The sequence below is a fragment of the Mesorhizobium yinganensis genome, from assembly GCF_040081985.1.
GTDB lineage: Bacteria > Pseudomonadota > Alphaproteobacteria > Rhizobiales > Rhizobiaceae > Kumtagia > Kumtagia yinganensis.
In genome coordinates this window covers 274,530-293,404 of record NZ_JBEBMH010000006.1, presented here as the reverse complement: position 1 = coordinate 293,404, position 18,875 = coordinate 274,530, and the positions used below count along the sequence as shown (strand labels likewise).

Genomic DNA, 18,875 nt, shown 5'->3' with positions numbered 1-18,875 from the left:
TACTCGCAGAAACTCAGGTCAGGCAATACCAGTTCGCGATTCGTTCCGGAAGCCCATCCACTGGAATTGTGGCCCAGGCATGGTTACCCGATCGTTGACGCGCCCGCCACCGTCATCCGGCCGCCGCGTTCGATCAGCAGCGACGCAAGGGCAACGCCGAGCGCCAGCAGCACGATGGCCGCGCCGACCAGGGGCAGATTGGCGTAGGACACGCCGAGCGTCAGCGCCGCGCCGCCGATCCAGGCGCCGGCGGCATTGCCCATGTTGAAAGCGCCCTGGTTGAGCGTCGCGGCGAGGTTCGGCGCGCCGGACGCGCTGTCCACGACGCGCAGTTGCAGCGCTGGGATGGGCAGGAAGGTCAGCAGACCCCACAGGAAGACCATCGGGATGACGAGCCAGGGGAACGGTCCAACCTTATGCAGGACGAGGAACATGGCGACCAGCGCCACCAGCGAGCCGATGATCGTCGGCATCATCCGCCAGTCCGCCAGCTTGCCGCCAATGATGTTGCCGACGGTCATGCCGCCGCCGAACAGCAGCAGGATCCATGTCACGGCCGGAACGGAGACGCCGGTCACGTCGGTCAGGATCGGCTTGATATAGGTGAAGACCGCGAACAGCGCGCCCGAGCCGAGCGCCGAGATCAGCATGGCGAGCCATACCTGCAGCCGGCCGAGCACGCGGATTTCGCCGGCGATGCCGCTGCCGCTCGGCGGCGCGACATTGTTCGGCACAAGCCACGAGATCGCCGCGACCGAGACAAGGCCGATGACCACAACGGCCAGGAAGGTCGACCGCCAGCCGAAGGCCTCGCCGAGGGCGGTGCCCGCCGGCACGCCCAGAATGTTGGCGAGCGTCAGCCCGGCGAACAGCATCGCCATGGCGCTCGCCTGCTGGTTTTTCGGCACCAGGCTAGCGGCCACCACCGACCCGATGCCGAAAAAGGCTCCGTGGCCGAAGGCCGTGACGACGCGCGCCGCCATCAGCATCCAGTAGTTCGGCGCGATGGCGCACAGAAGATTGCCGATGACGAATAGCGACGCCAAGCCGACCAGCACAAGTTTGCGCGGCATCCTTGCCGTGGCCAGTGCAATGACCGGCGCGCCGATCACCACGCCCAGCGCGTAGCCTGTGACCAGCAGGCCGGCCGCGGGGATCGACACGCCGAGATCGGCGGCGACCTCGGGCAGCAGACCCATGATCACAAATTCGGTGGTCCCGATGCAGAAAGATGCAACGGCGAGCGCGAGGATGGGCAGGCGCATGAGGACTCGGGAAGAAGAGAGATTTGTTGACGCTGGAGGATGGACCCGTCCGACCTATCGGAAAAGCACGTTTGCTGCAATGCAGCATTGCGGAAACGAAGAGACAATTCATTGGTGCAGAAGCGCTGCCTCATCGCAGGCCAGACGCGCCATTCAGTCAGGCGCTTCGGCGGGGCCGGTATATCTGCGCTTTACCGCCTCGGCGATCAGCTTGCGGCTCTCCTCCGGCGAAAGCTTTTTGTCCTTCTCGACGGCAACCGTTTCGTCGGCCAGTTCGTCGTCGCGGATCTGCTTGCGGAACCAGTCCGAATAATCGCCGGCGCGGAGATGGTGCTGCCAGGTTTTATCATCGACGCCTTCGGCGAGCCGCACGAACATCATCAGATTGTGCGCCCGCAGGTTCATCGCCTTGCGAGGCCCGCGGAAATAGAAACTGCCGGCCTCGTCGATTTCGCCTTGGGCGTATTTGCGGGTATGGCGTTTTCGCGATTGTTTCGGTTTCTCGGCCTTGACGATTCGCGGCCGTTTTTCCCGGCCCGGCCGCCAGAACAGCACGGAATCGCTGTCGGGCGCTTTCAGTCTGGCGGGTGCCTTGCGTCCGGTGATCTTGCAGAAGGTCTTGACGACGTCCGACGCCTTCGGCCCGAGTGCGATCACCACGCCCACTAGCTTCAGCGCCTCGGGCGACATGGCGTCGGGATGCACGGTGATCAGGATCGTTCCCGGCAACTGGTTGGAGAGCGCCAACGATGTGCCGTCGCGCGGCTTCGGCAGCATGTGGTGCGCCTCGTCGGCGATCAGCCAGTGGGGCCTGGCATAGCGGGCGCGAAACCCGGTCAATTGTGACAGGAACTCGGCGAAGAACTCTGGTCGCTTGTCGAGTTCGACGCCCAGCGCCTCGATCGCAAGGTTGGTATCGGGCTTGCCGATTAGGTCGAGCACCTGCTCGATGTCCGGCGCCTTGGCGGCCTCCCCGACATTGACCGCGCCTTCCAGCTCGCTGTAGTCGCCTTCCGGATCGACCACGCAGAACTGGAATTTCTTCTCGCGGCAAAGCTCGGTGATGGCGGTCGCCAGCGTCGATTTGCCGATACCGGAACTGCCGGCGATCAGCACGCAGTCCGCGGGATGCAACTCGGCGACCTTGTCCTTCGCATCCCGTCCGATGACGATTCGGTTGCGCGGTGCCCGGCCGAGATCGTGGTCGCGTTCGACGATCTCGGCGGCCAGTTGCTCCACGCCGCGTCCCCGCGCACCCTTGGTCACGAGGTCGGCGGTTTCCTTTACGGCGGGCAGGGCGTTGGCGACCGCGACGCTGCAGCCGCAGGCCCGCAGGAAGGCGTGGTCGTTTTCCGCATCGCCGATCCCTACGACGTTGTGCGGCGACAGGCCGAGTTCGGCCAGCGCAGCGGCGAGGCCCGTCGCCTTGTTGATGCCGCTGGGCAGGATCATCACGGCGCCCTTGTTGAACACGATCTCCATGCCGAGCCCCATCGCCTGGATAGTTTCCAGCGCGACCGCCTGGTGCGGCTCCCATGTCGCCACGATGGTGCGGCCGACGGAGATGGGATCGACGCCGCGCTTCTTCAGTTCGGCGACGAAATCGTCGGACGGGGCAGGGGCCAGCGGTTTTTCCTCGCCGGTAGATGGCGTGTAGAGCAGCGCGCCGTTCTCGACCACGACCTTGTCGAACACGTCCAGATCCGAAAACACCTTCTTCAGGTCCGGCAGTTCGCGTCCCGTCACCAGAAGCAGCTTTCGTCCGGCTTCCTTCAGTTTCCGGATCGCCGCCAGCGTCTTGTCGGCAACGATCCCGTTATGCGCCAGTGTGCCGTCATAATCCGTCGCCAGTGCGATGAAATACATGCCGCGTCCCGTTGCTGCGTCCGTTCGTGTCGCGCGTCAACGCATGAACCGCCGAGAGGGCTCCAAGGCCAGGCTACAAATGTATGGCAGTGGACGGATCGCCATTGCCTGTGAAACCACTGTCGTTGCCGCTGGCCTCGACCTATCTAATGGGCGACAATGCGGGCCGACATTCGAGTCCCGCCAGCCGAGACGCCATGCCCGCCGACCGACCCCCGCGCGATCCGATCCTGCGCGCCATGCTGAAATCCGAAGCCGCGCCCGCTCCCGCGCCGAAGGAGCCGGCCGCCGTGCGGCCCTTCATCCATCTGAGGGTGCATTCCGCCTATTCGCTGCTGGAGGGTGCCCTGCCGATCGGCAAGATCGTCGCCCATGCGCAGAAGGACAAGGCGCCGGCCATCGCGATTGCCGACAGCAACAATCTGTTCGGCGCCCTCGAATTCGCCAACAAGACGACCAAGGAAGGCATCCAGCCGCTGGTCGGCTGCCAGCTCGATCTGGCCTTCGGCGGCGAGGCGGAGCGCGGCAGTGCCCAGCGGCGAGGCGGCGTCGAGCACAATCCGGTCGTTCTGCTTGCGGCGACGGCGGAGGGTTACGCCAATCTGGTTCGCCTGGTCAGCCGCGCCTATCTCGACGGCCCGGCCGGCGAGGCCATAAAAATCTCGAGCGACTGGCTGGAGGAGCTTTCCGCCGGACTGATTTGCCTGACTGGTGGCCCGCGCGGGCCTGTCGGAATGGCGCTGAAGTTCGACCACACCGACCTTGCCGAAAACCGGCTGCTCAGGCTGAAGGAGATTTTCGGCGACCGGCTCTATGTCGAGTTGGAGCGCGTCGGCAACTGGGACCGCCGCATCGAGGCGGCCACCATCGATCTCGCCTACCGTCACGAACTGCCGCTGGTCGCCACCAACGAGGCGTTCTTTCCGGCCCGCGACGATTTTGAGGCGCATGACGCCTTGATCGCAATTGCCGAAGGCTCGGTGGTCGCCTCCGACGACCGCCGGCGGCTGGCGCCCGACAATCATCTCAAGAGCCAGGCCGAAATGTCGGCGCTGTTCTCCGACCTGCCGGAGGCGATCGACAACACGGTCGAGATCGCGCTGCGCTGCTCCTACTATCCAAAGAAGCGCGCGCCGATCCTGCCGCGGTTCACCGGCAGCGGCGACGATGCCGAGAAGGCGGAGGCCGAGGAACTGCGCCGCCAGGCCCGCGAAGGGCTGAAGATGCGTTTCGAAACGGCCGGCCTGACGCCCGGCTATACCGAGGACCAGTATAGCGAGCGGCTGGAGTTCGAACTCGGCATCATCGAGCGCATGAAATTCCCCGGCTATTTCCTGATCGTGGCCGACTTCATCAAATGGGCGAAGGCGCACGACATCCCGGTCGGGCCTGGGCGGGGCTCGGGCGCTGGTTCGCTGGTCGCCTATTCGCTCACCATCACCGACATCGACCCGCTGCGTTTCTCGCTGCTGTTCGAGCGCTTCCTCAACCCAGACCGCGTGTCGATGCCGGACTTCGACATCGACTTCTGCCAGGACCGCCGCGAGGAGGTGATCCGCTACGTGCAGGGCAAATACGGCCGCGACCAGGTCGGCCAGATCATCACCTTCGGATCGCTGCAGGCGCGCGCCGTGCTGCGCGACGTCGGCCGCGTGCTGCAGATGCCCTATGGCCAGGTCGACCGGCTCTGCAAGATGGTGCCGCAGAATCCCGCCAATCCGGTCAAGCTGAAAGATGCCATCGAGGCCGAACCGCGCTTCGCCGAGGAAGTCGAGAAGGAGCCGATCATCGGCACCTTGCTCGAGATGGCGCAGAAGCTGGAAGGTCTTTACCGTCACGCCTCGACGCATGCGGCGGGTATCGTCATCGGCGACCGGCCACTTTCGGAACTGGTGCCGATGTACCGCGATCCGCGCTCCGACATGCCGGTCACCCAGTTCAACATGAAGCTGGTGGAAGAAGCGGGCCTGGTCAAATTCGACTTCCTCGGCCTGAAGACGCTGACCGTACTTGAGACGGCGGTAAAACTGATCCGCCGGCGCGGCGTCGACATCGACCTCGCGCGGCTGCCGCTGGACGATCCCAAGACCTACGAGATGTTGTCACGCGGCGAGGTCGTCGGCGTCTTCCAGGTGGAATCGGCGGGCATGCGCAAGGCGCTCATCGGCATGAAACCCGACCGCATCGAGGACATCATCGCGCTGGTGGCGCTCTACCGGCCCGGTCCGATGGAGAACATCCCGACCTATAATGCGCGAAAACACAAGGAAGAGGAGATCGCGTCGATCCATCCGATGATCGACCATCTGGTGGCCGAAACGCAGGGCGTCATCGTCTACCAGGAACAGGTGATGCAGATCGCGCAGGAGCTTTCCGGCTATTCGCTAGGCGAGGCCGACCTGCTGCGCCGCGCCATGGGCAAGAAGATCCGCGCCGAGATGGACGCGCAGCGCGTGCGTTTCGTCGAGGGCGCGGTGAAGAACGGGCTGAGCAAGCAGCAGTCGGATTTCATTTTCGATCTGCTGGCGAAGTTCGCCGACTACGGCTTCAACAAGAGCCACGCCGCCGCCTATGCGGTAGTCTCCTACCAGACCGCCTATCTGAAGGCGCACTATCCGGTCGAATTTTTGGCGGCGTCGATGACGCTCGACATGGGCAACACCGACAAGCTGGCGGATTTCCGTCAGGATGCGCTGAGGCTCGGCATCGACGTCGTGCCGCCGTCGGTCAAAACCTCGTATCGCGACTTCGAGGTCGAGGAGAACCGCATCTTCTACGCCATGGCGGCCATCAAGGGCGTCGGCGATGCCGCGGTCGAGCATATCGTCGCAAGGCGCAAGGAAAAGCCCTTCGCCGATCTCGAGGATTTCTGCGAGCGGGTCGATCCGAAAATCGTCGGCAAGCGGGTGTTCGAAAGCCTGATTCTCGCCGGCGCGCTGGATTGTTTCGGCCATGACCGCGCCGCGCTGATGGCCGGCGTCGAGCGCATGATGGGGTTGGCCTCGCGGGCGCATGAGGATGCCGCTCTAGGGATCACCGACATGTTCGGCGGCGCTTCCGCAGGTCGACAGCAGAAGCTGCATCTGCCCGCCGCCGAGCCCTGGCTTGCGGCCGAGCGCCTGCACAAGGAGTTTTTGGCAGTCGGCTTCTACCTCTCCGCGCATCCGCTCGACGAATACAAATCGGCACTGGTCAAGATGCGCGTGCAGAACTGGGCGGAATTCTCCGCCGCGGTGAAGCGTGGCGCGACGGCCGGACGGCTCGCCGGTACGGTGACCTCGAAGCAAGAACGCAAGACCCGCACCGGCAACAAGATGGGCGTCGTCATGTTCTCCGACCAGAGCGGCCAGTACGAAGCTGTGATGTTCTCCGAGACGCTGGCGCAGTATCGCGACCTCCTCGAGCCGGGCCGCTCGGTGGTCCTGACTGTGGCCGCCGAGGACCGCCCGGAAGGCGTCAACCTGCGCATCCAGACGGCTCAGTCTTTAGAGGATGAGGCCAGCCGCGTGCAGAAGGCGCTGCGCATCTATGTTCGCGACGCCGGCCCCCTGAACACCCTTGCCGGCCAGCTTGGAGTCAAGGGCGACGGGCAGGTGAGTTTCATCGTGCTCAAGGACGACGCGCGCGGCGAGGTCGAAGTGTCGCTGCCCGGCGGCTACCGCATCTCGCCGCAGGTGGCGTCGGCGATGCGCGCGGTGCCGGGCGTGGTCGAGGTGGAACTGGTGTAGATGTTATTGCGCCGGCGTTTCCCTCCCCTCAAGGGGGAGGGAGAGCGGCAGCGCCTCAGCTCCCCACCACCCCCTTATCCTGTTTCGTGATCACCACCAGCGACGGTCGCGCCGGCATGCCGTCGGAAAAGTCCGGCCAGTTGCTGCCGGCATCGGCGACCGAGGTGGCGTCCTCGTTGTCGTCGAGGCGCAGTGCGCCGGGATGCTGGACCGACACGAACAGTGTCGTTCCGTCCGGCGTGAAAGCGGGCGAGCAGCATTCCGAACCGACCGGCGGGATGTAGAACAGTTTCGGCAGCGCCCGGCCCGGACCTTCCGTGTCCATCGCATAGAGCGCATCGGCGAGGCCTTCCGGCGGCGGGCCGTCGGTGGTCACCCAGATGCGGCCGGCCGGGTCGACGCCGATATTGTCGGGATCGGTGAACCAGCCATTGGCTGATGTGTCGGGATGATAGCGGCATTCGTCCGTGGGCACTGCCGGATCGCCGCAGAGCACGAACACGTCCCATGCAAACTTGTCGGCCGCGTGGTCGGGCTTGTCCGGCGCGCCGGGCGGTACGAGTTCCAGCAGATGGCCGTTGGGGTTCGGCCCGCGCGGATTGGCGACGTTGACGGTCTCGCTCTCCTCGCCGCCGCCTGCCGGCAGGCGATCCTCGTTCTCTGTCATGGCGACGTAAAGTTTGCCTGTGCCGATGTGCGGAACGAACCCTTCCGGCCCGTCCATCGGCGTCGCGCCGAGAAGATCGGCGGCGGCACGGGTGTTGAGCACCACGTCGGCCTGCGTGGCAAAACCGGCTTCGGCGGTCAGCGGCCCCTGTCCGGCGACCAGGGGCAGCCACTCGACCGAGCCGTCGCTCGAAAATTTCGCCACCGACAGCGTGCCGTTGTCGAGTAGATCCTTGTTGGCGGCGCGGTCGTCCGGATTGTACGGGTCGCGGGTGACGAAGCGGTAGAGATATTCGAAATCGTCGTCGTCGCCCATGTAGACGACGACGCGGCCGTCCGGCGCCAGCGCCACCTGTGCGCCTTCATGCGTGAAGCGGCCGAGCGCGGTGCGCTTCACCGGCTTGGCCATGGGGTCGAACGGATCGATCTCGACCACCCAGTCGAACTTCATCCATTCGTTCGGTTCTTCTTCGAACTTGAAGCGCGGCTCCAGTCGCGACACCGAATAGAGATCGTTGTCCTCCTCGTCCCAGCCCTGGCGCTCGACCAGGTCCTGGTTGGGCAAGGTCTTGTAGTCGCCGGCGAAGACATCCATCGCGCCTTCCTCGCCCGAAAGCATGGTGCCCCAGGGCGTGATGCCGCCATTGCAGTTGGAGATCGTGCCGAACACGATCTTTCCGGTCGGGTCGGCCTTGGTCTTCAGCTGGTCGTCGCCGGCGGCCGGACCGGAGATCGCCATCTCGGTGCCCATATGGATGCGGCGATTGTATTGACCGTCCTTGACGACCTCCCAGGCGCCGCCATTGCGCCGGACCTCGACGATGCTGACGCCGGTCGCGGCCATGATCGCGCGGATCTGCGGATCGCTCAGCTTCTCGCGAAAATCCTCGTCGGTGAGGCCGGGGAACATCAGGTAGGGATCGACATATTCGTGACTGACGACCAGGAGACCGTGGTCCGAGCTCTGCGAGCCGTGCGGCAGAGGGATGAAGGCGGTGAAGTCGTTGTTGTAGCCGAACTGACGTTCCGCCGCCGGCCCGTCGAGCGTGGCGAGGTCAAAGGCCGGGCTGTCCGGAAAAAGCGCATCGCCCCAGCGCAGCAGGATTTGCCGGTCATAACCATCCGGCCAATGGTCGGTGTTGTCGCGTACGCGTGGCAGTTCGGCGAACTTCAGAGTGGAGACGCTTTCCGCCGCAGCCTTCGCGCCGCTCGGCACAGCAGCCGAGCTGATCGCCGCCAGAGCGGTCGAGGCGAAAAAACCTTTCAGCACAGCGCGCCGGCTGACGCCCTCGGCCAGCACTGAACCATAGGTCTGGCCGAAATTCTGGCGGCGGGTTGGACGCTGGCGGGTTTTCTGGCGGTCGGTCACTTGCTGGCTCCGGGCTTGCTGTCGGGTTTTCTGGCACAGCTCAATGACGGTTCGACAACAGCGCGGTGAAACGGCTGGCATGACCGATGGTGTGGGGGCTGTCGTCCGGCGCGTTACTGCCCGTAGCGCTCCGTCCTGATGCGTTCAGGCGGGATGCCGGCCGCGACGAGCGCGTCGGCGGCGGTCGAGACGAAGGCGTTGTTGCCGCAGACGAAGGCGAGCGACGGCGGGCCGGGTAGTCCGGCGAGCACTGTTTGGACCGCCGCCGGATCGATGCGCCGCGAAAGATCCTGTGCGCGTTTCGCCGGCTCGCGCGTGATGGCGAAAGTGAGCGCGAAGCCGTCGCCGCGTGCGTCGAGGCCCAGCAGTTCGTCGCGAAAGATCACTTCGTCCCAGTTGCGCGACGAATAGAGCAGGGCGGCCGGTACGCTCGATCCCTGCGCGGCGCGGTGGCGCAGCATGCTCATCAGCGGCACGACGCCCGAGCCGCCGCCGACCAGCAGCAAGGGTCCGCCATCCGGAACTTCCCAGACGAAATGTCCGCCGAGCGGCGCCTTGACCTCGATCTCGTCGCCGGCCGCCGCCACGTCGTGGAAGAAGGACGATACTTCGCCGTCGTCCAGCCGCTCGATGGCGAGTTCGATCTCCTCGCCATTTTCCGGGATGTTCGCGATCGAATAGCTGCGCTGGGCGGTGTAGCCGTCCGACGCCGTCAGCCGCACGTCGGCGTGCTGGCCGGGCCGCCACGGAAAGGGTTTTTGCGGGCGGAAGAAAAAGCTGATGACGCGCGGCGTCCGCCGGACGATTTTGGTGACCGTCGCCGGTTGCCAGCGGGCGGGACGGGCGCCGCCGGGCGGAACGGCGTCAATCATCCGTGTACCGCTGCTCGCGCCAGGGGTCGCCGTAGATATGGTAGCCACGCAGTTCCCAAAAACCGCCGGTGTCCTGCTCGATAAACTGCAGCCCGTCGATCCACTTGGCCGATTTCCAAAAATACAGATGCGGGACAAGCAGTCGCGCCGGCCCGCCATGGTCGGCCGAAATCGGCTCGCCCTCGTAGCGGATCGCGACCATCGCCTTACCGCCGACGAGATCGGCGGTCGGCACGTTGGTCGTGTAGCCGTCGAACGAATGCGCCAGCGTATATGGTTTCGGTGTCTCGATGCCGGCCTCGGCAAGGATGTCGTCGACCAGCACGCCTTCCCAGCTTGTGCCGAATTTCGACCAGGCGGTGACGCAATGGATGTCGCGGGTCATGCGGCTGATCGGCAGGCGGCCGAACTCGTCCCAGTTCCACTTCGCCACGGGTTTCGGCCCGACCTTCAGCGTAAAGCTCCAGTCCTCGGTTTTTACACGCGGCGTCGGTCCCGCGGAGAGGACGGGAAAATCCTCGGTCAGGTACTGGCCGGGTGGCAGCCGCTCGGACGTCTCGCGCGGCGGCTGCCGGCTGCCGAACCCGCGTGTTGCCATGGAAGCCATCTCCTTTTGCCGTATTCCATGATCCTATTGTGCGGAACGTGGAGAGACAACCGCCGGATGCCCGTGCGTCCTGTCGCCGAATGTGCGGGGCCCTGAGACCTCGGGGCACATTTCACCGGCGAATTTTTGGCTCTAATGTCGCACGCATCGAGTCGATGGGAGCGGGCCGACCGCGTGACAGCAGAAGATTCACCAGCGGGTGCGACCGAAGGCAACGTCGTCCGGCGCGATGATCGGGCGTCGAAGCTTGCGCGCGCGATAATCAAGAGCGCCAGGAGCGGCGATCTGGAATCGGCGCGCAAACGTGCCGTCCGGTATGCGGAGCTTGCGCCGGTCGACCGTGCGTCCATCGCCCATGCACTCAAGGTTTGCTCCATCGCCGGCTATTGGGAGGGCGTCCTGCGGTATGCGGAACGGCTCGATCCGATCTGGCGGGACGATGCCGATGTGCTGAATGCCGTCGCCAAAGCCGAGCGCGAACTGGGCTGGCTCGAACAGAGCATCGTCCACTACCGCGCCTCCATCGCCCTCGAGGATACCCCCGCCAAGCGGCATGAAATGGCGCTGGCGCTGCTCGCTTACGGGAAATCGGAGGAGGCTATCGAATGCTGGCGCAAGCTCGCCGCGGACGAGCCCGCCTCGCGCCGGTGGATCATCTACCTCGTCAGGGCCTATGACATTTCGGGCGACCTGGAGCAGGCCGAACAGACCCTTCACGAAGCCTTGGCGCGATATCCGGCGGATGACGAATTTCTTCATCGGTATGGCGCCATCCAGCTTAAGCGCCAGGATTTCGCCAAAGCCAGCATGGCCTTCGCCGAAGCAGCGGAGCTGAAGCCCGACGAGGGCAAATACGTCCGCGACCTGCTGAGGGCCGCGGCCAAGCTCTTCGACGAAACGCTGATCGAGGGTGCCATCCGTCACGGCGAACAGTATGCCTCGCGGCACCTGGATACCGAGATCGCCGCGTTCACGGTAAAGCTGCTGTCCAAGCTTCCGTCCGGCGAGGATGTCGCGATCCGCCTGGATGCCATCGCTGAAAAATACCCATCTGAGCCGCAGGTTCTGCGTGCCCTGGCGCCGGCTTTCGTACGCGGCGGACGGCTGGACCGGGCCAGGCTCGTTCTCGAACGTCACCTCGAACTGGAACCGGACAACCGCGACGTATTATACGGACTTGCCGGCGTCCTGGCCCAGCAATCCCATGCCGAAGCGGCCCTGCGACTGCTGTTGGCCCACGGTCCCGAACAGGAAGACGATCCCATCTTTCCGGCTAGGATCGGGCATTTGCTGACATGGTCCCGCAAGCCCGACGAAGCCATGCCCTGGCTGCAGAAGGCGGTCAGGCTCGATCCGGTCAACCCGCAGCCCTTCGCGGATCTCTGCAATTGCTACGAACAGCAGGAGAAATTCGGTTCCGCGGCGGTTGTCCTCAACCAGTCTCTCGCCCTGAGCCTTGCGTCGCTCCGCAAGCCGGTGCTGGGATTCGCCGAGGCGGATACCAGGCTGTTGCAGACAAAGGCGAGAATGGTGGCGCTGACGGTGGGCGAGACCGGACGTGCCCGGGCGCTGCTGCGTGAAACGCACAGAAGCGAGCCGTTCGCGGCGCCGTTTCCCGTCACCGACTGGGACGGCGAACCGCTCGAGGGAAAGACAGTCCTGGCCGTCGCGGGCGCCGGCATCGGCGACGAGATCAGGGCCTTGAGCGTGTTCCACCGCCTGTTCGAGGGCCGGACGAAGGTCTCGATGACCTGCGAGCCTCGCCTTGAGTCATTGCTCCGGCGCAGTTTCCCCGAATTCAGGTTTTATCCGGTGACAAGGCCGTTCGGCCGACTCAAGCAGCCTCAGGTCGACATCCGCACCCTGGCGCTCAACACATTCACCCGACGCCATCTTTCGGATGCGGCGATTGCCGCCGGCGAAGACGCTGACTACTGGATTCGTCTCCCCTATGCCTTCAACCTGCAGATTCTGGATAATCCGCAAACCTGCCTGTCGATGGATATGGCGGCGCTTCATCCTGAGCCCGAGGTCAAGCGGTTTTATGCCGATAGCGTTCGCCGCGCCGTCGGCGATGTACCGCTGATCGGCCTTTCCTGGCGCAGCGGCCATCGCGCCTACAATCGCGACCAGCTCTATTTCGCCATTCAGGATCTGGAGCCGCTATTCGATCTCCAGGAGGCTCATTTCACGATCATCAATTACACCTGCGACGCGGAGGAACTGGACTTCCTGCGGTCGCGGCTGGGGTCGCGGCTGGTCGAGTTTCCCGAACTCGACATGATGGACGATTTCGAGGGCGTTGCGGCGCTCTCTTCGGTTCTCGATCTTGCCGTGTGCGTGGACACGAGCGTTCTCGACCTGGCGGCGTCCGTCGGCACGCCGACGCTTTATCTGATGCGGGCGCCGCTCATCGTGCAGAGATACAGGATGCTCGGGACCAGGGGGCCGGACGGCACATTCGCGGATCGCGTGTGGCCGACCTGTCGTATCCTTCCGCGAGGGCCTTCGGGCGACAGCGGCATGATGGAAGACGCGCGCCGCATCATCGCCGCCCGCCTCGGCCTCGGCGCAACCGCCACCGGCCCGGCCGCGCGATGAAATACGCGGTCCTGCAGTTCGGCTACAACGGCTTCGCGTCTTTCGAGAGGTCGTTCCAGTCCAGGAAATTCTACTCGGTCAACATCGGCGACAACATGCAGACGCTCGCCGTGCGCAATGTCTACGATCTGATCGGAATTCCTCGCGAAGATGTCGTCCCGATCAACCGGGACGACATGGCTTCCTACACCGGTGACAAGGCGGTCCTGGTCACCAATGGCTGCTTTTATGCACGGAGCTTTCCGTTTCCCGACAACATCGTGCCTGTCTTCATAGGATTTCAGACCAACGAGGAGACCGTCAGCGCCTTCGCCGCGATGTTCAAACGGTACGAGCCGATCGGCTGTCGCGATACGCACACCGCCGAGCTGATGCGGAAGTATGGGATTAAGGCCCATACGACCGGCTGCCTGACGCTGACGCTTCCCGCTCGCCCGGCCGAGGCCAAGGGGGACCGGGTCTACATCGTCCACGGAGGCGGTTCCGGCTCGCTGCCCACGAGCGTTCTGGCGCATATGCCCGCGGCGCTGCTGGAGGGCGCCGAACTGGTGTTCCAGCGCCTTACCGTGGATGTCTTTCCGCTTGGCTCACGCCAGATGCGGACGGCGGAGAAAGTCGCGGGCAGCCTGCTCAACGACTATCGCCGCAAGGCATCGCTGGTGGTCACGCCACTGCATCATGCCGCCAGCCCCTGCATAGCGGCCGGCATACCGGTGATCATCTGCCGGCGCGCGTTCCATTCGCGCTTCAGCTATCTGCAGCAGCTCTTGCCTGTCTACACGCCGGAACGATTCCATGAGATCGACTGGCAGCCAGCGCCGGTCGATGTCGACGGATTGAAGTCTGACCTCGTGCAATTGGTCGCCGCGGAGGTCAAGCGCGCCCGTGAAGGCATTCGCGCCGGATAGCGGGACGCCGCGCGCTCACCGCCAACCTCCGGAGAAGTTGCGTGCCTCAGTCCTCAAGATGCTCCGGCGGATGGGCGGTGCGGTCCTTGCCAAAGGTGTAGCCTGTCTCCACGGCCTTCTTTCCGAACTTGTCGCGTAACTGGTCGATCGCACCCTCGGCCATCGCGCGCTTGCGCGCCTGCTCGTCGATGAGGTCCGGCGGATCGGCGCGGCCGTCGTCGGAAAGGTCGCTGACACCGATGCCGAGCAGCCGGTATTTCGTACCGTCGGTTTCCTTTTCGAGGAGTTGCAGCCCGATCTGGAAGATGCGGTCTGCCAGTCGTGTCGGGTCGGCAAGCTGGCGGTTGCGGGTGCGGATCTTGAAATCCTGCGTCTTCAGCTTGAGCACAACGGTGCGCCCGGCGATGTGCGCCTTCTTCAGCCGCGCCGAGACCTTTTCAGAGAGCGCCCGCAGCACGGGGACGAGATCGGCCATCGAAGCGAGGTCGGTGTCGAAGGTGGTCTCGGCCGACACGCTTTTGGCGTCGTGGTCGGGATGCACCTCCCTCGCATCCTCGCCGCGCGCCAACCGGAAAAGCCGGTCGCCCATCGTGCCGTAGCGGCGCATCAAGTCGCCGCGGTCCATCTTCTGCAACTGGCCGATCAAGCGGATGCCGTCCTGCTCGAGCGTGGCGGCAAAAGCCTTGCCGACGCCCCAGATCAGCGTCACCGGCTGGCCGGAGAGGAATGAGACCGCCTCAGCCTCGCCGATGACCGCGAAGCCGCGCGGTTTGCGCATATCCGAGGCGATTTTCGCCAGGAACTTGCAATAGGAAAGGCCGGCCGACACTGTGATGCCGATCTCCTTCTCGACCCGGCGCGCGAAATCGGCCAGCACCACTGCCGGCGGGCGCCCATGCAACCGCTCGGTGCCGCCAAGGTCGAGAAACGCCTCGTCGATCGACAGCGGCTCGACCAGCGGCGTAAGCGCCTGCATCATGGCGCGAACTTCGCGCCCGACGCGGACATATTTTTCCATGTCCGGCGAAATGACGACCGCTTCGGGGCAGGCTTCCAGGGCCTTGAACATCGGCATGGCCGAGCGCACGCCCCGGATGCGGGCGATGTAGCAGGCTGTCGAGACCACGCCCCGCTTGCCGCCGCCGATGATGACCGGCTTGTCGCGCAGCTCCGGACTGTCCCGCTTTTCCACAGCCGCGTAGAAGGCATCGCAGTCGATATGGGCGATATGCAGGCGATAGAGTTCCGGATGACGGGCAAGTCGCGGACTCCCGCATCGCACGCAGCGAAGCGCGCCGCCCTGCTGGAACGCCAGGCAGTCGCGGCAGAAGCCGTGGTCGGGGTTGTTGACAGGCGTTGCCATTGATGCGAACATAAACAGAACACCGCAATGGTAAGACAGTGGGACGCTGCCCGCAAGGCGCGGCGATGGACAATCCATGCCGGAAACCGTCAAGCCGCTGACGCCCGATATGTGGCCGGCCTTCGAGGACCTGTTTGGCCGGCAGGGCGCGTGCTATGGTTGCTGGTGCACCCATTTCCGCTTGCGGCCGGCGATCCGCCGCGAGAATGACCGGCAGCGCAACAAGGACCATATCCGCGCCCGAATAGAGGCCGGGCCGCCGCCCGGCCTGCTTGCCTTCGATGGCGAGAAGGCGGTGGGTTGGATGCAGGTCGGGCCCCGTGCCGACGTGCCGGAATGGAACAATGCCGGCCGCGTGTCGGCACCGCTGGAGCCGGACCACGGCGCCGATCCGATGATATGGGCGATCTCATGTTTCTTCATCCGCAATTCGGCTCGGGGCAGGGGGCTTTCGCATCGGCTGGTGGCCGCGGGCATCGTGTTTGCCCGTGAAAATGGCGCACGCCTGCTGGAGGCCTGCCCGATCGACCAGTCGAAGGATTCGCGTTCCGTCGGTCTGTTTGTCGGTTCGACACGGGTGTTCGAGAAGGCGGGTTTCACACGGGTCGCGGAGCGCAAGGCCGGGCGGCCGCTGGTCAGGCTTGAGTTCTGAAACGGCATGATTGTCGATCCGTTGGGCGAAGAATCAGATCGTTTCTTTTCCAATCGGCTCGGCCGCCAGTCCGCCGAGCCGATTGGCTTGGAAATGAGGTGTGGCGTCTGGGACATGCGCCGGAGTGAATTTAACTTCGTTTCTGACAGGGGCAGACTGCGGCTTACCAAACCGGACGTGCCCGTGCCATAAGCGGAACAACCATAGGTGTTAATGCGATTCACTAAGGCGTCGGCATCGACAGGCCTTTGAGGGGGACTAATGACGGATATCATCGAGACGACCGACGCCGCTGCGGGCAGGAATACAGCCTATACGCTGGGCATTGGCCAGACCGCGCAGGGATATTTGACCAGAAGCGGCGGCGTGACCGAGCACGATTGGTACAAGGTCGATCTCGTTGCGGGCCAGACCTATACTTTCGCGCTCGCCGCCACGGGCGTAACCAACGGCAGCCTGGAGGATCCGTATCTGCGCTTGCGCAACGGCAACGGCGCGCTGCTGCTGGAGGACGACGACAGCGGCCCGGACCAGTTCTCCAGCATCATCTACAAGGCGACCACCACCGGCACCTACTATCTCGATGCGGGTCCCTTCGACGACGATTCCGCGGGCCAGTACGGGATTTCCGCCGTCCTCGGGAGCAGGGCGCACTATGACGCGATGATGGGCGCGGGCGACCTGACCAGCATCGTGCTGTCCTGGAGCACGCCCGGCACGCCGGCCACCGTCACCTGGGGCGTGCGCTCCAGTTTCTCGGACAGCACCGACGCGGGCGGAGACAGCGCGCCTTTCAGCCGGCTGAGCACCCAGCAGATCGCAGCGGTGGAAATGGCTCTCGGCGACTATGAGGAGATTGCCAACATCACCTTCACCCGAGTGAATCCGACCGGCGTGACCAACAGCGCGACGATGCTGTTTTCGAACTATAATTCCAGGACGGACGGATCAGGCGCTTACGCGCTTTATCCGGGTTCCACGGCATCGTCCGCCGCCGCTGGCGATGTCCGCTTCAACAAGCAGAGCGTCTCCACCACCGATCTGGAGCGTGGCACGTATTCTTATGCCACCGTTCTGCACGAGATCGGCCATGCGATCGGTTTCGCGCACCCCGGCGACTATAATGCCGATCCGGACGTCGAGATCACCTATGGCAAGCACGCTCAGTTCATCGAGGACTCCTACCAGTATACGGTAATGAGTTACTTCCTCGAGACCAATACCACCGAGGCTTTCGGCAGCGATCCGGACACGCTGATGCTGTTCGACGTATTGGCGTTGCAGCAGCTCTACGGCGCCAACATGTCGACGCGGACGGGTAATTCGGTTTACGGTTTCGGCGCCAATACAGGGGATGTCTACAACTTTGCCAAGAACACCGATCCGGTCCTGTGCATCTGGGACGCCGGCGGCAACGATACGCTGAACGTTTCGGGTTTTTCGCAGAACCAGGTCGTCGATTTGCGCGACGGCAAATTTTCCAGCATCGGCGGCTTCAAGGGCAATGTCTCGATTGCCGTCGGCGCGGTGATCGAGAATGCGAGCGGCGGCAAGGGCGCCGATACGTTGATCGGCAATGCATCCGCCAACATCCTGCGGGACGGAGCCGGCAAGGCCGACACGCTGAAAGGGCTCGGCGGCAGCGACACCTACCAGATCTATACATCCGGCTCGAAGATCACCGAAACCGCGAGCGGCGGAACGGCTGACCGAGTGACGGCGGCGGTCGATTACGTGCTCGGCAGCGGCGTCTATGTCGAGATCATGACCACCAACGGTTCGACCGGTACGGCCGCTATCGACCTGACCGGCAACGCGTTGAAGCAGGACATTACCGGCAATGCCGGAGCCAATATCTTGCATGATGGCGGCAAGGGGGCGGCCGACGTCCTGCGCGGTCTTGGCGGCAATGACACGTACCGCGTGTTCAATTCCGCGGACGTGATCGTCGAATCCGCCACGCAAGGAACCGCCGACAAGGTTGTCGCGGCGGTCGACTACGCGCTCGGGAGCGGCGTCCATGTCGAGATCATGACCACCGACAACGCCGCCGGTACATCGGCGATCGACCTTACGGGCAACACGCTCGCCCAGGACATAACCGGCAATGCCGGCGCCAACATTTTATACGACGGCGGGACGGGCAAGGCGGACATCCTGCGGGGGCTCGGCGGCAACGACATCTATCGTGTCTACAATTCCGCGGATGTGATCGTCGAATCCTCGTCGCAGGGTACAGGTGACAAGGTGATGGCCGCCGTCGACTACAAGCTTGCCGCGGGTGTTCATGTCGAATTCTTGAGCACCAACGGTTCCACGGCGACCACGGCGATTGCTCTTGCCGGAAACGACATCGCCCAGGTGGTCACCGGAAACTACGGCGACAACAGGCTTGAGGGCAAAGGCGGCAGCGATACGCTGCGTGGCCTTGCCGGAAATGACACCTTTGTCTTCGCCACGGCGCTCGGCTCCAACAATGTCGATAAGATAAGCGATTTCAGCGTCTTGGATGACCGTTTTCTTTTGTCGGATGCGATCTTCACGGCGCTTTCCGTCGGCACGCTTGTCGCTTCGGCGTTCCGGGCGAACACGACCGGACTGGCAGGGGATGCCTCCGACCGTATCATCTATGAGACCGATACGGGCGAACTTTATTACGACGCCAACGGCATCGGTTCTGGCAGCGGTATATTGTTCGCGATTGTCACCGCTGGACTGGCGCTCACCAATGCGGATTTTTTGGTCGCTTGACTGGACTTGATGAGTGACTTTTGTAGGCGTGAACAGTATCTTGAATTTATTATGAAAACGGATTTTTCGATCGAAGTTATGCCGCGCGGCGAATGACCTCGGGGTCTTCGCGGCAAGTCCGAAAGATCAAGCAATTCCATCGGGTTGTCGCGAATGTCGGCTGAAAATCGCCTTTTGCCCTGACGCGGACCCCTGACGGACTTGCCGCGCCACCCGATTTCAGGCGT

11 protein-coding genes are annotated in these 18,875 nt (G+C 63.9%); 5 read left to right on the top strand and 6 right to left on the bottom strand.

What is annotated here, in order from left to right; all coding sequences use genetic code 11:
- Nucleotides 1–83 precede the first annotated feature (83 nt).
- Both ABMA59_RS14865 and ABMA59_RS14860 read right to left on the bottom strand, forming a co-directional pair.
- Nucleotides 84–1,265 (bottom strand): MFS transporter, encoded by a 1,182-nt coding sequence (locus ABMA59_RS14865; RefSeq protein ID WP_349006137.1) that lies wholly within the window; start codon nucleotides 1,263–1,265, stop codon nucleotides 84–86.
- A 153-nt stretch (nucleotides 1,266–1,418) separates the two neighbouring features.
- Nucleotides 1,419–3,131 (bottom strand): HAD family hydrolase, encoded by a 1,713-nt coding sequence (locus ABMA59_RS14860; RefSeq protein ID WP_349006136.1) that lies wholly within the window; start codon nucleotides 3,129–3,131, stop codon nucleotides 1,419–1,421.
- Nucleotides 3,132–3,328: 197 nt separating this feature from the next.
- Between ABMA59_RS14860 and dnaE the strand changes: the two genes are divergently transcribed.
- A complete protein-coding gene (gene dnaE, locus ABMA59_RS14855) occupies nucleotides 3,329–6,859 on the top strand; it encodes a DNA polymerase III subunit alpha (protein WP_349006160.1) in 3,531 nt (1,176 codons plus the stop codon).
- A 55-nt stretch (nucleotides 6,860–6,914) separates the two neighbouring features.
- Here dnaE and ABMA59_RS14850 read toward each other — a convergent pair whose 3' ends face one another.
- From ABMA59_RS14850 to ABMA59_RS14840, 3 genes are all read right to left on the bottom strand, one after another.
- Nucleotides 6,915–8,894, bottom strand: a complete 1,980-nt coding sequence (locus tag ABMA59_RS14850; protein ID WP_349006135.1) for a PhoX family protein — start codon at nucleotides 8,892–8,894, stop codon at nucleotides 6,915–6,917.
- Nucleotides 8,895–9,007: 113 nt separating this feature from the next.
- Complete coding sequence (locus ABMA59_RS14845; protein ID WP_349006134.1) at nucleotides 9,008–9,766, bottom strand: FAD-binding oxidoreductase; 759 nt, start codon at nucleotides 9,764–9,766, stop codon at nucleotides 9,008–9,010.
- Nucleotides 9,759–10,364, bottom strand: coding sequence for a sulfite oxidase-like oxidoreductase (locus tag ABMA59_RS14840; protein WP_349006133.1), 606 nt, complete (start codon nucleotides 10,362–10,364; stop codon nucleotides 9,759–9,761). The genes ABMA59_RS14845 and ABMA59_RS14840 overlap by 8 nt, the downstream gene beginning before the upstream one ends.
- Before the next feature lie 183 nt (nucleotides 10,365–10,547).
- Here ABMA59_RS14840 and ABMA59_RS14835 point away from each other — a divergent pair, with 183 nt between their 5' ends.
- Together ABMA59_RS14835 and ABMA59_RS14830 are read left to right on the top strand one after the other, a co-directional pair.
- Nucleotides 10,548–12,974, top strand: coding sequence for a tetratricopeptide repeat protein (locus ABMA59_RS14835; protein ID WP_349006132.1), 2,427 nt, complete (start codon nucleotides 10,548–10,550; stop codon nucleotides 12,972–12,974).
- A complete protein-coding gene (locus tag ABMA59_RS14830) occupies nucleotides 12,971–13,882 on the top strand; it encodes a polysaccharide pyruvyl transferase family protein (protein WP_349006131.1) in 912 nt (303 codons plus the stop codon). Before ABMA59_RS14835 ends, ABMA59_RS14830 begins: the two co-directional genes overlap by 4 nt.
- A gap of 46 nt (nucleotides 13,883–13,928) precedes the next feature.
- On the opposite strand, the gene ABMA59_RS14825 is transcribed toward ABMA59_RS14830, so the two are convergent.
- Nucleotides 13,929–15,257 carry a DNA polymerase IV gene (locus ABMA59_RS14825; RefSeq protein ID WP_349006130.1) on the bottom strand — a complete coding sequence of 443 codons (1,329 nt, stop codon included), beginning with the start codon at nucleotides 15,255–15,257 and terminating at the stop codon, nucleotides 13,929–13,931.
- Between the two features lie 64 nt (nucleotides 15,258–15,321).
- Here ABMA59_RS14825 and ABMA59_RS14820 point away from each other — a divergent pair, with 64 nt between their 5' ends.
- Both ABMA59_RS14820 and ABMA59_RS14815 read left to right on the top strand, forming a co-directional pair.
- Nucleotides 15,322–15,897 carry a GNAT family N-acetyltransferase gene (locus ABMA59_RS14820; RefSeq protein ID WP_349006129.1) on the top strand — a complete coding sequence of 192 codons (576 nt, stop codon included), beginning with the start codon at nucleotides 15,322–15,324 and terminating at the stop codon, nucleotides 15,895–15,897.
- Nucleotides 15,898–16,158: 261 nt separating this feature from the next.
- Nucleotides 16,159–18,648: a M10 family metallopeptidase C-terminal domain-containing protein gene (locus tag ABMA59_RS14815; protein ID WP_349006128.1), complete on the top strand. Its 2,490-nt coding sequence runs from the start codon at nucleotides 16,159–16,161 to the stop codon at nucleotides 18,646–18,648.
- Nucleotides 18,649–18,875: the final 227 nt, after the last annotated feature.